12 protein-coding genes and 1 riboswitch are annotated in these 14,784 nt (G+C 71.7%); of the genes, 6 read left to right on the top strand and 6 right to left on the bottom strand.

The annotated features are described in order from the left end of the window. Positions 1-133: 133 nt before the first annotated feature. Positions 134-631, bottom strand: coding sequence for a DUF1203 domain-containing protein (locus tag ACIQUQ_RS14455; RefSeq protein WP_403975258.1), 498 nt, complete (start codon positions 629-631; stop codon positions 134-136). A 187-nt stretch (positions 632-818) separates the two neighbouring features. Between ACIQUQ_RS14455 and pepN the strand changes: the two genes are divergently transcribed. Beyond that, positions 819-3,401: an aminopeptidase N gene (gene pepN / locus ACIQUQ_RS14460; RefSeq protein ID WP_403975261.1), complete on the top strand. Its 2,583-nt coding sequence runs from the start codon at positions 819-821 to the stop codon at positions 3,399-3,401. Between the two features lie 500 nt (positions 3,402-3,901). Here the strand turns inward: pepN and ACIQUQ_RS14465 are convergent, their stop codons facing one another. After that, the gene (locus ACIQUQ_RS14465; protein ID WP_403975263.1) at positions 3,902-5,305 is read right to left on the bottom strand and encodes a trehalose-6-phosphate synthase; all 1,404 of its coding nucleotides are present in this window, start codon (positions 5,303-5,305) and stop codon (positions 3,902-3,904) included. A 9-nt stretch (positions 5,306-5,314) separates the two neighbouring features. Beyond that, positions 5,315-6,310, bottom strand: a complete 996-nt coding sequence (locus ACIQUQ_RS14470) for a glucosyl-3-phosphoglycerate synthase (protein ID WP_403975265.1) — start codon at positions 6,308-6,310, stop codon at positions 5,315-5,317. A 151-nt stretch (positions 6,311-6,461) separates the two neighbouring features. Continuing rightward, a riboswitch (SAM riboswitch) is annotated at positions 6,462-6,611 on the top strand. Here ACIQUQ_RS14470 and thrC point away from each other — a divergent pair. The 4 genes from thrC to groL all read left to right on the top strand — a co-directional run bounded on the left by thrC (position 6,605) and on the right by groL (position 10,797). Further along, positions 6,605-7,903, top strand: a complete 1,299-nt coding sequence (gene thrC, locus ACIQUQ_RS14475) for a threonine synthase (RefSeq protein WP_403975660.1) — start codon at positions 6,605-6,607, stop codon at positions 7,901-7,903. (Overlaps the previous riboswitch by 7 nt.) Before the next feature lie 33 nt (positions 7,904-7,936). Further along, on the top strand, positions 7,937-8,215 hold the full coding sequence (locus ACIQUQ_RS14480; protein ID WP_399939188.1) for a ubiquitin-like small modifier protein 1: 279 nt from the start codon (positions 7,937-7,939) through the stop codon (positions 8,213-8,215). A 410-nt stretch (positions 8,216-8,625) separates the two neighbouring features. Then, on the top strand, positions 8,626-8,832 hold the full coding sequence (locus tag ACIQUQ_RS14485; protein ID WP_399939190.1) for a cold-shock protein: 207 nt from the start codon (positions 8,626-8,628) through the stop codon (positions 8,830-8,832). A gap of 345 nt (positions 8,833-9,177) precedes the next feature. Continuing rightward, positions 9,178-10,797: a chaperonin GroEL gene (groL, locus tag ACIQUQ_RS14490; protein WP_399939193.1), complete on the top strand. Its 1,620-nt coding sequence runs from the start codon at positions 9,178-9,180 to the stop codon at positions 10,795-10,797. Between the two features lie 123 nt (positions 10,798-10,920). Here groL and ACIQUQ_RS14495 read toward each other — a convergent pair whose 3' ends face one another. Then, positions 10,921-12,612 (bottom strand): FG-GAP repeat domain-containing protein, encoded by a 1,692-nt coding sequence (locus tag ACIQUQ_RS14495; protein WP_403975267.1) that lies wholly within the window; start codon positions 12,610-12,612, stop codon positions 10,921-10,923. Between the two features lie 134 nt (positions 12,613-12,746). Here ACIQUQ_RS14495 and ACIQUQ_RS14500 point away from each other — a divergent pair, with 134 nt between their 5' ends. Next, a complete protein-coding gene (locus ACIQUQ_RS14500; RefSeq protein ID WP_403975270.1) occupies positions 12,747-13,346 on the top strand; it encodes a phosphoribosylanthranilate isomerase in 600 nt (199 codons plus the stop codon). Positions 13,347-13,352: 6 nt separating this feature from the next. On the opposite strand, the gene ACIQUQ_RS14505 is transcribed toward ACIQUQ_RS14500, so the two are convergent. Together ACIQUQ_RS14505 and ACIQUQ_RS14510 are read right to left on the bottom strand one after the other, a co-directional pair. Next, positions 13,353-13,925 carry a Uma2 family endonuclease gene (locus tag ACIQUQ_RS14505; RefSeq protein ID WP_403975272.1) on the bottom strand — a complete coding sequence of 191 codons (573 nt, stop codon included), beginning with the start codon at positions 13,923-13,925 and terminating at the stop codon, positions 13,353-13,355. Next, complete coding sequence (locus tag ACIQUQ_RS14510) at positions 13,922-14,770, bottom strand: hypothetical protein (RefSeq protein ID WP_403975274.1); 849 nt, start codon at positions 14,768-14,770, stop codon at positions 13,922-13,924. Before ACIQUQ_RS14510 ends, ACIQUQ_RS14505 begins: the two co-directional genes overlap by 4 nt. Between the last annotated feature and the right edge of the window lie 14 nt (positions 14,771-14,784).

The following is a 14,784-nucleotide window of genomic DNA, read 5'->3' on the forward strand; positions in this document are numbered from 1 at the left end:
CACCCCCCCCCCCGGCCCGCGGCCCACCGGGGGGGGGGCGCGGGGGGGGGGGGCCGGGGGGGGGGGGGGCCCCCCCCCGGCCCCCCCCGCGGGGGGGGGGGGGCCCCCCCCGGGGGCCCCCCCCTCCCCGCGTTCAGTGCCTGCGCACCTCGAACTGGAAGCAGCCGTACTCGACGGCGCGCACGTGGGCCAGGACCACCCCGGGGTCGGCGAAGGCCTCGGCGAGGGCCCGGTCCAGATCCGCCTCCGGGTCCTCCCCCAGTTCCACCAGCCCGCCGCCCGCGATGCGCCCGGCCGCGTCGTAGCGGCGTACGGTGCGCAGCGCGCCGGGGAGCGCGTAGTGCCGGCCCGCCTCCGGCCCGGGGCCCCCGCAGTCCTCGGCGTGGATGAAGACGGGCCCCTGCTCGTCGTACGCGCCGGGCGCCGCCCCGGTCTCCGCCGCCCACCGCCGCAGCGGTGCGTACGACACGAGCGCGATCTCCTCGCCGGCCACGCTGCGGCGCAGGCAGCAGCGCAGCGGCGAGCCGCCCTCGGGGTCGCCGTACGGAACGCAGGCCCGGCCCGCGTCGTCACGGTCCCGCAGTTCGCGCAGGGCCGCCGGGTGGATGGGAAGTGCCGTGTAGTGGTCCATGCGCCCCACCCTGCCCGCCGGGCCCGGCGCCGTCCGGCGGGAATCCGACGTGGCGTTCGCGGAAGGGGCGGGCGGCCGGACGGTCCCGCAGCTCAGGGCCGGGCCGCCCGGGCCGATTACCGCAGGCGGGCGGGCATGACGGCATGGAAGGATGGCCCGGAACGTAACCATCGAAGGAGATGAACGCGTGCCTGGCACGAACCTGACCCGTGAAGAGGCGCAGCAGCGCGCTGAGCTGCTCACCGTCGAGTCGTACGAGATCGGTCTCGACCTGAGCGGCGCGCAGGAGGGCGGGACCTACCGGTCCGAGACCACCGTGCGCTTCTCGTCCGCCGAGGCGGGGGCGACGACCTTCATCGACCTGGTCGCGCCGGCCGTGCACGAGGTCGTCCTGAACGGGAAGTCGCTCGACGTCGCCGCGGTCTTCCGGGACTCCCGCATCTCGCTGCCGCACCTGGCGGAGGGCCCGAACGAGCTGAAGGTCGTCGCCGACTGCGCGTACACGAACACCGGTGAGGGCCTGCACCGCTTCGTCGACCCGGTCGACGACCAGGCCTACCTCTACACGCAGTTCGAGGTGCCGGACGCCCGCCGCGTGTTCGCGTCCTTCGAGCAGCCCGACCTGAAGGCGACCTTCCAGTTCACCGTGAAGGCCCCCGAGGGCTGGACGGTCATCTCCAACTCGCCGACCCCCGAGCCGGCGGACAACGTGTGGGTCTTCGAGCCGACCCCGCGGATCTCGACGTACATCACCGCGCTGATCGTCGGCCCGTACCACTCGGTGCACAGCTCCTACGAGAAGGACGGGCAGAGCGTGCCGCTGGGCATCTACTGCCGTCCGTCGCTGGCCGAGTTCCTGGACTCCGACGCGATCTTCGAGGTCACGCGGCAGGGCTTCGACTGGTTCCAGGAGAAGTTCGCGTACGACTACCCGTTCGCCAAGTACGACCAGCTCTTCGTGCCGGAGTTCAACGCGGGCGCGATGGAGAACGCGGGCGCGGTGACCATCCGCGACCAGTACGTCTTCCGCTCGAAGGTGACGGACGCGGCCTACGAGGTGCGGGCCGAGACGATCCTGCACGAGCTGGCGCACATGTGGTTCGGCGACCTGGTCACCATGGAGTGGTGGAACGACCTGTGGCTGAACGAGTCGTTCGCGACGTACACCTCGATCGCCTGCCAGGCCTACGCGCCGGACTCGAAGTGGCCGCACGCGTGGACCACCTTCGCGAACTCCATGAAGACCTGGGCGTACCGGCAGGACCAGCTCCCGTCGACGCACCCGATCATGGCCGACATCCGTGACCTGGACGACGTGCTGGTCAACTTCGACGGCATCACGTACGCCAAGGGCGCCTCGGTGCTCAAGCAGCTCGTCGCGTACGTCGGCCAGGACGAGTTCTTCAAGGGCGTCCAGGCCTACTTCAAGGCCCACGCCTTCGGCAACACCCGCCTGTCCGACCTGCTGGGCGCGCTGGAGGAGACCTCCGGCCGCGACCTGAAGACCTGGTCGAAGGCGTGGCTGGAGACGGCGGGCATCAACGTCCTGCGCCCGGAGATCGAGACCGACGAGCACGGCGTGATCACGTCGTTCGCGGTGCGCCAGGAGGCCCCGGCGCTGCCGGCCGGCGCGCAGGGCGAGCCGGTGCTGCGGCCGCACCGCATCGCGATCGGCTGCTACGACCTGGACGACGCCAGCGGCAAGCTGCTGCGCGACCGCCGGATCGAGCTGGACATCGCGGCCGCCGAGCTGACGGAGGTCCCGGAACTGGTGGGGCACCGCCGCCCGGACGTCGTGCTGCTCAACGACGACGACCTGTCGTACGCGAAGGTCCGCCTGGACGAGGTCTCGCTGGCCAACGTCACCGCGCACCTGGGCGACTTCGAGGCCTCGCTGCCGCGGGCGCTGTGCTGGGCCTCGGCCTGGGACATGACCCGCGACGGCGAGCTGGCCACCCGTGACTACCTGGCGCTGGTCCTCTCGGGCATCGCCAAGGAGTCGGACATCGGCGTGGTGCAGTCGCTGCACCGCCAGGTGAAGCTGGCCGTCGACCTGTACGCGGACCCGGCCTGGCGCGAGACGGGCCTGGCGGCCTGGACCGCGGCCACGCTGGAGCACCTGCGCGCGGCCGAGCCGGCGAGCGACCACCAGCTGGCGTGGGCGCGGGCGTTCGCGGCCACGGCCCGTACGGACGAGCAGCTCGACCTGCTGGCGGCGCTGCTGGACGGCACCGAGTCCGTCGAGGGCCTGGCCGTCGACACCGAGCTGCGCTGGACCTTCCTGGAGCGGCTGGCGGCCACCGGCCGGGCCGACGAGAAGGCCATCGCCGCCGAGCTGGAGCGGGACCGGACCGCGGCGGGCGAGCGGCACGCGGCCACGGCCCGCGCGGCGCGTCCGACCGCCGAGGCCAAGGCGGAGGCGTGGGCCTCCGTGGTGGAGACCGGCGACCTGCCGAACGCGGTGCAGGAGGCGGTGATCGGCGGCTTCGTGCAGTCCGACCAGCGGGAGCTGCTCGCGCCGTACGCGGAGAAGTTCTTCGCGGCGGTCAAGGGCGTGTGGGACAGCCGCAGCCACGAGATCGCGCAGCAGATCGCGGTCGGTCTCTACCCGTCGCTGCAGGTGTCGCAGGCGACGCTGGACGCGACGGACGCGTGGCTGGCTTCGGCGGAGCCGAATGCTGCGCTGCGGCGGCTGGTGTCCGAGTCCCGCTCGGGCGTCGAGCGGGCGCTGAAGGCACAGGCGGCGGACGCCGCCGCCGCCGCTTCCTGACCCCGCTCCCTGGTCATACCCCCCGGTGCCCCGGCCCCGCTGCCCCGCAGCGAGCCCGGGGCACCGGCCGTTCCCCTCCGGTCCGTGCGGGTCCCGTGCCGGGCGCCGGTCCCGTGCCGGGCGCGGTCCCGTGCCGGGTGCGGTGCGGGTCCCGTGCCGTTGGGGTGCCGGTCCCGTGCCGGGTGCGGTGCGGGCCGTCTGCCGGGTGCGGGCCGTTGCCCTGCGGGGCTTTCTCCCCGCCCCGCCCTTTCTCCGTTTCCCGGGCTGCGCCCGGACCCTTTCGGGGGCTCCGCCCCCGGACCCCCGCTCCTCAAACGCCGGAGGGGCTGTATTCAGCCTCGCCGGCGTTTGAGGCGCGGGGTCCGGGGCGGAGCCCCGGTTTCGGGAAGGGGCGGGGTGGGGAAACGGCTCCGCGCAGCGGCAACGGCCCGCCCCCCCACGCCGCCGCACCCGGCACACACCGCGCCCCCGGCAACGAAGCGCCCCCGGCACGGGACCGGCTAGGCGGACAGCTCCGCGAGCTGGGCCTCGAACCAGCGGACCGGCGGGACCGCGCACCCGGCGGCAGCCAGCCGCTTCGTGCGTTCCGTGCGCTCCGCGTCGCCCATCGACAGGGCCTCGTGCAGCGCCCGCGCCGTGGCCGACACGTCGTACGGGTTCACCACCAGCGCGTCCTCGCCCAGCTCGTCGTACGCCCCCGCCTCCCGCGAGAGCACCAGCGCGCAGCCCCGGTCCGAGACCACCGGGATCTCCTTCGCGACCAGGTTCATGCCGTCCCGCACCGGGTTCACCAGCGCCACGTCCGCCAGCCGGTACGCCGCCAGCGAGCGGGGGAAGTCGTCCTTCACGTACGTCACCACCGGCCGCCAGTCGGGGGTGCCGAACTCCGCCTCGATCTCCTCCGCCAGCCGCCCCACGCTCTCCGTGTACGAGCGGTACGAGGCCAGGTCCTGCCGCGACGGGTACGCGAAGGCCAGGTGCACCACCCGGCCCCGCCACTCGGGCCGCTCGCGCAGCAGCTCCCGGTAGGCCAGCAGGCCCCGCACGATGTTCTTGCTCAGCTCCGTCCGGTCCACCCGCACGACCGTCTTCCGCTCCGGGTCGCCGACGACCTCCCGCAGCTCGGCCAGCCGCTCCTCGACCACCGGCCGGTGCGCCAGCGTCCGCAGGTCCTCGGCGTCCACGCCCAGCGGGTGCACCGACACCGCCGGCGTCTCGCCCAGCTCCGCCGCACAGCGTGCGAAGTCCGCCGCCCACCGCTCGGTGTGGAAGCCCACCCGGTCCGCGCCCAGCATCCCGCGCAGCAGCTGCTCCCGGACGTCGTCCGGCAGGATCCGCAGGTACTCGGGCGGCGCCCACGGGGTGTGCGTGAAGTGGCCGATCCGCAGGTCGGGCCGGAGCGCGCGCAGCTGCCCCGGCACCAGCGCCAGCTGGTAGTCCTGGACCAGCACCGCCGCCCCCGGGCCCGCCTCCGCGGCCAGGGCCTCGGCGAACGCGCGGTTGTAGGCCACGTACGCATCCCACTGACGGCGGAACTCCGCGTCGAAGACCGGCTCGACCGGGATCTCGTACAGCATGTGGTGGACGAACCACAGCACCGAGTTCGCGATGCCGTTGTACGCGTCCTGGTAGACCCCCTCGTCGACAGCGAGCATCCGCACGCCCGCCTCGGACACCCCGCGCCGCACCGCCTCCCGGTCCCCCTCGCCCAGCGCGGCGCAGACCCAGAGCGAGCCGGGGCGCCGGGACAGGGCGGACGAGAGGCCGGAGACCAGACCGCCCCCGCCGCGCCGGGCACTGAGCGTGCCATCGGCGGCGAGGGCGTAGGAGAGGGGGCCGCGGTTGGCCGCGACGAGCACCTGCGGACCCGGCCGCGGATCCTGAAGACCGTCCTGGGTAGCCATGCGGCGAACCTAGCCCGCCTCGCGGCCGCTCAAACGTGTGTACTCCTCGATCTCCCGCATCGGCGGTCGCTCCTCCGTGTCCACGGCGTACGTCCGCGGCTCGAACCCGCTCTCGCCGCGCACGAACTGCGTCAGCTCCGGCCGGACCAGATGGCCCCGCGAGAGCCGCAGCTGAGCGGTCCGGTAGATCGCGGCCGCCATCCGCCCCAGCGCCAGCCCGTCCTGGTGCCGGTGGATGCGCACCCCGACGTCCACCTGGGCCAGCGCGTCCAGGCCCACCGTGTGCAGGGCGTCCACCAGCAGCCCCAGCTCCACCCCGTACCCGACGGGGAACGGCAGCCGCTCCAGCAGCGACCGGCGTACGGCGTACTCGCCGCCCAGCGGCTGGACGAACCCCGCCAGCCGAGGCCAGTGCAGGTTCAGCAGCGGGCGGGCCACCAGCTCCGTCACCCGGCCGCCCTGCCCGGCACCGCCGCCCGGGCCCGCGTCCGGCACCCCGCCGGCGCCGACCAGCGGCCGGTCGTACATCGCCTTGACGAACTGCACCTCGGGATCGGTCAGCAGCGGGCCGACGATCCCCGAGACGAAGGCGGCGTCGAAGTCCCGCAGGTCCGCGTCCACGAAGCAGACGATGTCCCCCGAGGTCACCAGCAGCGAGCGCCACAGCACCTCGCCCTTGCCCGGCAGCGCCGGGATCCGCGGCAGGATGTCGTCCCGGTGCACCACCCGCGCGCCGGCCTTCGCGGCCACCTCGGCGGTCCGATCGGTGGAGCCCGAGTCGACCACGACCAGCTCGTCCACCAGCGGGGTGCCGGTCTCCGGGTCCATCAGCTCGCGCCGGATGACCTCGACGATCTCCCCGACCGTGGCCTCCTCGTCGAGTGCGGGCAGCACCACGCTGACCCGGCTGCCCCGCGCCCGTTTGGCGGCGGCCAGCTGGTCGAGCGGGCGGTCGGCAGCCGACCAGGACCGGCTGGCCAGCCAGCGCTCCACCTCTTCCAGCACCCCGGATCCCCTCGTCAGTGATCGTTCCCAGTGATCTCTATCTCGCCGTTCGGACGGAACCTTCCACCTCCCGGCCCTTCGGTTACAGTCTTGAACAACGCGGATGACCATCGCATGTCGGGGGTCGGATGCCGCGCTGACAATCGAATACCGCTCATCCAGAGGGGCAGAGGGACACGGCCCGTTGAAGCCCCGGCAACCCTCCAGCCGGTCTCGTGCGCATCGTCGCGCAGCGAGGCTCCCGGCTAGGGAAGGTGCCAATTCCGTCTCATGGCGACGTCCGCCATGGGGAAGATGAGGAGAAAGGGCCTCGCCATCATGGCTTCACAGCACGCTACCCCCACCCAGGTCGACCTCGGCCCCGCCGCCGGACTCTCCTGTCGCGAGTGCGGGACCCGCTTCGACCTCGGCCCCATCTTCGCCTGCGTGGAGTGTTTCGGGCCCCTGGAGGTGGCGTACGACCTGCCCCTCGGCGACCCGGAGACCCTCCGCAAGCAGATCGAGGCCGGCCCGAACAACATCTGGCGCTACGCCCCGCTGCTGCCCGTCCCCGCGGACGTGGCCGGGAAGCCGAACCTGAACCCCGGCTTCACCAAGCTCGTCGACGCCGAGAACCTGGCCAGGGAGCTGGGCGTCACCGGCAAGCTCTACGTCAAGGACGACTCCGGCAACCCGACGCACTCCTTCAAGGACCGCGTCGTCGCGATCGCCGTCGAGGCCGCCCGCGCCTTCGGCTTCACCACCCTCTCCTGCTCCTCCACCGGCAACCTGGCCGGCGCCGTCGGCGCCGCCGCCGCCCGCGCCGGCTTCCGCTCCTGCGTGTTCATCCCGCACGACCTGGAGCAGGGCAAGGTCGTCATGGCCGCGGTGTACGGCGGCGACCTGGTCGGCATCGAGGGCAACTACGACGACGTCAACCGCTTCTGCTCCGAGCTCATCGGCGACCCGCTGGGCGAGGGCTGGGGCTTCGTGAACGTCAACCTCCGCCCGTACTACGGCGAGGGCTCCAAGACCCTGGCGTACGAGATCTGCGAGCAGCTCGGCTGGCAGCTGCCCGACCAGATCGTCATCCCGATCGCCTCCGGTTCGCAGCTCACGAAGATCGACAAGGGTCTCCAGGAGCTGATCAAGCTCGGCCTGGTCGAGGACAAGCCGTACAAGATCTTCGGCGCCCAGGCCGAGGGCTGCTCCCCGGTCTCCGCCGCCTTCAAGGCCGGCCACGACGTGGTCCGCCCGCAGAAGCCGAACACCATCGCCAAGTCGCTGGCCATCGGCAACCCCGCCGACGGCCCGTACGTGCTCGACATCGCCCGCCGCACCGGCGGTTACGTCGAGGACGTCAACGACGAGCAGGTCGTGGACGCCATCAAGCTGCTGGCCCGCACCGAGGGCATCTTCGCCGAGACGGCGGGCGGCGTGACCGTCGGCGTCACGAAGAAGCTGATCGACGAGGGCCGGCTGGACCCGTCCCTCACCACGGTCGTCCTCAACACCGGTGACGGCCTCAAGACCCTGGAGGCGATCTCGGGCACCGGCCAGACCGCCACCATCCGCCCGAGCCTGGACGCGTTCCGCGCCGCCGGCCTCGCCTGACCCCCCGCAGCTGCTCCCCGGAAGGCACAGCCCATGAGCGTCAACGTCCGCATCCCCACCATCCTCCGCACCTACACGGGCGGCCAGGCCGAGGTCCCTGCCGAGGGCGCCACCCTCGCCGAGGTCATCGAGTCCCTGGAGCAGAACCACCCCGGCATCGCCGCCCGCGTGCTGGACGACCAGGGCAAGCTGCGCCGCTTCGTGAACGTGTACGTGAACGACGACGACGTGCGCTTCGAGGGCGGCCTGGAGACGGCGACCCCCGAGGGCGCCGGCATCTCCATCATTCCGGCGGTCGCGGGCGGCTGCTGAGCCCCGTTTCCGGAGCCTTTTCCGGAGCCCGAATAGTTCATCGAATCGCCTCCTCCGCAAAAGCGGAGGGGGCGATTCTGATTGGTTGCGCGCGGTAGGGTTTGGGTAGCCCCCCTCGCTGTTCATGCCGCGCGCATATGAGCGAACAGCGGCATGGTCGACATCGGGTCAATGTACGTGTGCGATATGCGCTGTTGGCGCGTTTCATCCGGCCCGACTTGCCCTGCTGTAATCCGAATTTTCGTGCCTTCTCTGGATTCCGACGTGTCCTGAATTCTCGTCGGAATGACCTGTTGCAGACAGCACTGGTGCAGATACATTCAGCCGCGGTCGGCGCGTTACGGCGCAAGGTCTGACCCGGGTCCGCGAAGTGCGGCCCCGCGCAAGGGCCAGTAATAGGGGAGTTAGGCATGGCTCAGGGCACCGTCAAGTGGTTCAACGCGGAGAAGGGCTACGGCTTCATCGCGGTCGACGGTGGTGCGGACGTCTTCGTCCACTACAGCGCGATCCAGATGGACGGCTACCGCACCCTCGAGGAAGGTCAGCGAGTCGAGTTCGAGATCTCGCAGGGCCAGAAGGGTCCGCAGGCGGACATGGTCAAGCTCGCCACCAGCTAAAGCCGCGGCGCGATCGGCCAACGACGCATACACGTACGAGGGGCCCGCAACCCGGGGAGGGTGCGGGCCCCTCGTGCGTGCCCGTCCGCCCCGCGGCGCGCCCCGCGCCCCCCTTGATCGTCCGTCTCATCCGGTGGGCGACCTCGCCTGACTCGCTTGCACTCGGGGGGGTCGAGTGCTAATCATTGGCGTTAGCACTCTCCGGGTGAGAGTGATAAAGACGAGGACTGGGTCGGTGAGGCCGACGAGCCCGCGGGGCAAGGATCCGCAGGGCACGCAGGCCGTCCGTCGCGGGCGCTGGCGCGGTCCGGAGCATTCCACCCCAGTCCGGGAGGACCACTTCACATGGCCAAGATCATCGCGTTCGACGAGGAGGCCCGGCGCGGTCTCGAGCGCGGCATGAACCAGCTCGCCGACGCCGTCAAGGTCACCCTTGGCCCCAAGGGCCGCAACGTCGTCCTCGAGAAGAAGTGGGGCGCGCCCACGATCACCAACGATGGTGTGTCCATCGCCAAGGAGATCGAGCTCGAGGACCCGTACGAGAAGATCGGCGCCGAGCTGGTCAAGGAAGTCGCCAAGAAGACGGACGACGTCGCCGGTGACGGCACCACCACCGCGACCGTCCTCGCCCAGGCGCTCGTCCGCGAGGGCCTGCGCAACGTGGCCGCCGGCGCCAACCCGATGGCCCTGAAGCGCGGCATCGAGAAGGCCGTCGAGGCCGTCTCCGGCGCCCTGCTCGACCAGGCCAAGGAGGTCGAGACCAAGGAGCAGATCGCTTCGACCGCCTCCATCTCCGCCGCCGACACCCAGATCGGCGAGCTCATCGCCGAGGCCATGGACAAGGTCGGCAAGGAAGGCGTCATCACGGTCGAGGAGTCCCAGACCTTCGGTCTGGAGCTGGAGCTCACCGAGGGCATGCGCTTCGACAAGGGCTACATCTCGGCGTACTTCGCCACCGACATGGAGCGTATGGAGGCGTCCCTGGACGACCCGTACATCCTGATCGTCAACTCCAAGGTCAGCAACGTGAAGGACCTCCTTCCGCTGCTGGAGAAGGTCATGCAGTCCGGCAAGCCGCTGCTGATCATCGCCGAGGACGTCGACGGCGAGGCCCTGTCGACCCTGGTCGTCAACAAGATCCGCGGCACCTTCAAGTCCGTCGCCGTCAAGGCCCCGGGCTTCGGCGACCGCCGTAAGGCCATGCTGGGCGACATCGCCATCCTCACCGGTGGCACGGTCATCTCCGAGGAGGTCGGCCTCAAGCTCGAGAACGCGGGCCTGGACCTGCTCGGCCGCGCCCGCAAGGTCGTCATCACCAAGGACGAGACCACGATCGTCGACGGTGCCGGTGACAGCGACCAGGTTGCCGGTCGCGTCAACCAGATCCGCGCCGAGATCGAGAACTCCGACTCGGACTACGACCGCGAGAAGCTCCAGGAGCGCCTCGCGAAGCTCGCCGGCGGCGTGGCGGTCATCAAGGCCGGTGCCGCGACCGAGGTCGAGCTGAAGGAGCGCAAGCACCGCATCGAGGACGCCGTTCGCAACGCGAAGGCGGCCGTCGAGGAGGGCATCGTCGCCGGTGGTGGCGTGGCCCTGCTCCAGGCCTCCGCGGTCTTCGAGAAGCTGGAGCTGGACGGCGACGAGGCCACCGGTGCCAACGCCGTCAAGCTGGCCCTGGAGGCCCCGCTGAAGCAGATCGCCGTCAACGGTGGTCTCGAGGGCGGCGTCGTCGTGGAGAAGGTGCGCAACCTCCCCGTCGGCCACGGCCTGAACGCCGCGACCGGCGAGTACGTCGACATGATCGCCGAGGGCATCATCGACCCGGCCAAGGTGACCCGTTCCGCTCTGCAGAACGCGGCCTCCATCGCGGCCCTGTTCCTGACCACCGAGGCCGTCATCGCCGACAAGCCGGAGAAGGCCGCGGCCGCTCCGGGCGGCATGCCGGGCGGTGACATGGACTTCTGATCGGCCCCTGGCTGATCGGCAGGTCCTGAGGATCCACGGATCCGAAGAGCTGTAGGCAGAGGGCGGCACCCCCGACGGGGGTGCCGCCCTCTGGCGTTGTGCGGGCGCGAGGTCCTCGGGGCCTCAGCCGATCTGCGGGTAGACGTTCCAGTTGTGGTTGCCGCCGACCTCGCCGTCCGGGCCGTCGCCCTGCACGGCCTTGCGGGCCGCGAAGGTCGCCGTGCCGGAGCCGCCCGTGGCCAGGTAGACGTACACCTTGCCGTAGCCGTCGCGGCCGATGACGTCGGCGCGGCCGTCGCCGTTCTGGTCGCCGGTCGCGGCGATGGTGTTGTACGTGTTCCAGCCGGAGCCGATCAGCTGGCGGGACTTGAAGGGCGTGGTGGCGCTGCCCGTGCCCGGGTAGATGTAGAGGTTGCCGTCGGTGGCCTGGGCGATCAGGTCGGTGCGGCTGTCGCCGTTGACGTCCCCGCTGCCGACCAGTGCCTTGTACGTGCCCCAGCCGCTGCCGACGCGGACCGGTGCCGCGAAGCCGGTGCCGGTGCCGTTGCCGGCGCGCAGCCAGAGGACGCCCGCGGTGTCGCGGGTGACCAGGTCGCCCCGGCCGTCGCCGGTCAGGTCGCCCGGGCCCGAGACCAGGTTGGTGGTGGAGAAGTCGCCGGTGACCGGGGCGTTCTTCTTGACGTTCGTCAGCTGTCCGCCGCCGAAGGCGAGGACCGCGGCTTGGTTCGAGCCGTCGATCCCGGTGGCCATGACCAGCTTCCTGCCTGCGGGGAAGGTGCCGGAGGTCTCGTAGGACGGGTCCAGGCCGTCGGACCGGTTGGCGTGGAAGTGGAGCTCGCCGGAGGAGTTGACGCCGGTGATGCCGTGCTTGCCGGGGACCGGGTTGCCGCCCTCGTTCACCGCGCGGGCCATCCACCACCAGCCGTTGCCCCAGGTGCTGCGGGGCTGGAACGAGCCGTTGCCGTTGGAGAGGTAGTAGTAGACGTCGCCGGTCGACTTGAGCGTCATCAAGTCGGCCTTGCCGTCGTGGTTCTGGTCGCCCTGCGCGATGATCTTGGTGAAGCTGTTCCAGCCGCTGCCGACCTTGACGCGCGACTTGAAGGGCGCGGTCGAGCTGCCGGTGCCCTTGTAGTACCAGAGGTAGCCGGAGCGGTCGCGGGCGAGGACGTCGCCGACGCCGTCGCGGTCCAGGTCTCCGGCGCCGACGAGCTGGTCGTAGCCGGACCAGCCGTAACCGACCTTCGCGCGGGTGGAGAACGGGTTGCCCGTGGAGCTGCCGTTGCTCTTGTACAGGTACAGGTCCCCGGCCGGGGTGCGGGCGATCAGGTCCGGGCGGCCGTCGCGGTTCAGGTCGTCGGCGGCGACCACGCGGTCGTAGATCTGCCAGCCGGTGCCGGTCCAGGTGGGCGCGAGGGTGCCGGACGCCGTCGCGGTGTGCAGCGAGAGGCGGCCGTCGGCGGTCAGCTGGAGCACCTCGGGCCGTCCGTCCCCGCGGACGTTGCCGAGGCCGATGACGTCCTTGGGCTGGGAGGCCGGGTAGCCGTAGTACGTGTAGTTCTGGGCCCGGACGTACTTCGTGGACCACATGGTCCCCCCGCCCGACGCGTACCGGAACAGCAGGTCGTTCTGCCCGTCCCCGTCCACGTCCGTGCGGGGCTTGAGGGTGGTGGCCGCGTGGGCGGTCGCACCGCCGGCCTCGCCGGGGACCGCGGCGGGCAGGGCGGTGGCGAGGCCGCTCGCCGAGAGGACGAAGGCGGCGCAGGCCGCGAGACGGCGCAGCCGGCGGCTGCGGTCGCGGCGGGTGTGAGTGGACAACTGGCTCCCCTGGGAACGTACGTCTGGCGTCCGCACCCTAACCACGGGGATCTTGAGGTGTAAGAGCTTGCCGGTACAACCTTTCCCGCTCTCGTAGGTCGGCCGTGGACCCGCTCTGGTTCACTGGACGCATCATGAGCGACCTCTTCGTGAAGATCTGTGGCCTGCGGACCGAGCAGGACGTCGAGACCGCCGTCCGGGACGGCGCCGACGCCGTGGGCTTCGTCTCCGCCGCCAGCCCCCGGCAGCTCGACGCCGCCACCGCCCGCCGGCTGGCCGCGCTGGTGCCCCCGCACGTCCTGACCGTCGGCGTCTTCCGCGGCCAGTCCGTGGAGGAGGTGCGACGCTTCACCGAGGAGAGCGGGCTGCGGGCCGTACAGCTGCACGGCGAGGAGGGCCCGGAGTTCTTCGAGGCGCTGCGCGCAGAGGGCCGGACCCTGCTGCGGGCCACCTCGAAGACCGACGTGCGGCGCTGCGGCGAGTACGGCGAGGACCTGCTGCTGCTGGACGCGCCGGACCCGGGCTCGGGCAAGCCGTGGAACTGGGGCGCGGCGGACTTCACCGCCCCCGAGGGCCGCTGGCTGCTGGCCGGGGGCCTGCACCCGGGCAACGTCCGGGAGGCCGTGGAGACCACCGGCGCGTGGGGCGTGGACGTCTCCAGCGGCGTGGAGAGCGCGCGGGGAGTGAAGGACCCGGCCCTGATCACGGCGTTCATCAGGGCGGCCCGCGGCTGACGGGGGTCAGCGGGTGTAGTCCTTGAGCTTCTCGGTGTCGAGGGTGATGGCGACGGGGGCGGGGAGCCGGACCCGGGCGCCGTACGGGTGGCTACGGCGCTGGGCGTACTTGCCGCGGGCGGGTTCCGCATAGACGACCAGCTCCTGCGCGTCCCGATCGATGAGCAGGTACACCGGGATGCCTGCTGCCGCGTAGCCGTCGCGCTTCTCGCGGAAGTCGCGCCGGTCCCGTGCCGGGCGGTGTGGGCTGACCTCCACCGCCATCAGGACTCCGTCCGGAGCCGCCCACTCGCCGGACCCTCTGAAATGCCCCACGGGTGCGAGCACGCCGGCCGGTCGGTACCGACCGGTGCAGGAGCGCTCGGTGACGAGCCCCAGCGTCTGGTAGAGGCCGAGCTCGGGGCGGAGCTCGAAGCAGAGGCGCACGAGCCACATGACGATCTCACCGTGGGTGCCGTCCGTGGGCGGCCGGACCTCCAGTTTCCCGTTGATGAACTCGATCTGGACCGTCTCTGGGGCGGTGTGGGCGAGCTCCTCGAAGTCCTCGACGGGCATCTGCGCGGTGTCGGCGTCCGTCATGCGCGTGTCCCTTCGCGGATGCGAGAGGCGTGGGCGCGGACCTCGTCCGGGGTGAGAGGGGTCGCGCGGGGTGGGGGCACGGGCTGGTTGCGGCAGGGGCCGCAGAGGCCGTCGCGGAAGGCCGACGGCGGGCCGGGGGCCCGGCAGTCGGCGCATTCCGCGCGGACCGGGGCCGGGGGGCGTTCCACGGGGTCGGGCGGGAGTTTGGCTTCGAGGCGCTTGCGGACGAAGGCGGCCGGGTGGTGCACGTCGCGGGGGAGTCCGGCGGTGAGGGTCAGCGTGATCTGAGCGCCGGTCGCGCCCTTGGCCAGCCACGCTGCGACGAGCGGGGCGAGGGTGGAGCAGTCGGCCTTGGAAAGGGTGAGCCTCGGATCGTGCCGGCCGAGCCCGGCCAGGATGCCGAAGGCGCTGTACCGGCTAGGGGCCGGTGGTGGGGGTTCGGGCGCTGGTTCGGGTGGCGGTGGGGCGGTGGGTGCGGGGGCGTCCTTACGGGTGAACCTCGCCCACCAGGCCCCGTCCCGGGCGGTGCGGGAGAAGTAGGTGCGGGTGACCCAACTGCTGCCGATGCGCTCGCGCCGGCGGCAGAGGTGGCCGGCGTCGACCAGGCGGTTCAGCGCGGTGCGGAGTGCGCACTGGCCCCAGAGCGGCAGGACAGCGGCGAGGGTCTTCACGCTGATGTCCGCCCCGTCGGGCAGCCGGTCGATGTACGACGCGACGGCCGCCTCGCGGATCGGGAGGTCGGAGAAGTCGTTCCGCGTGCGGGCCAGTTGGTCCGGTGCGGTGATTTTTCCGTAGCCGGGCTTGGCGAGGGGGTGCGGCGCGGTCGTAAACTTGATGTCAGACATGGGGATCGTTGAGT

Source organism: Streptomyces sp. NPDC101118 (genome assembly GCF_044759445.1).
Taxonomy (GTDB): Bacteria; Actinomycetota; Actinomycetes; order Streptomycetales; family Streptomycetaceae; genus Streptomyces.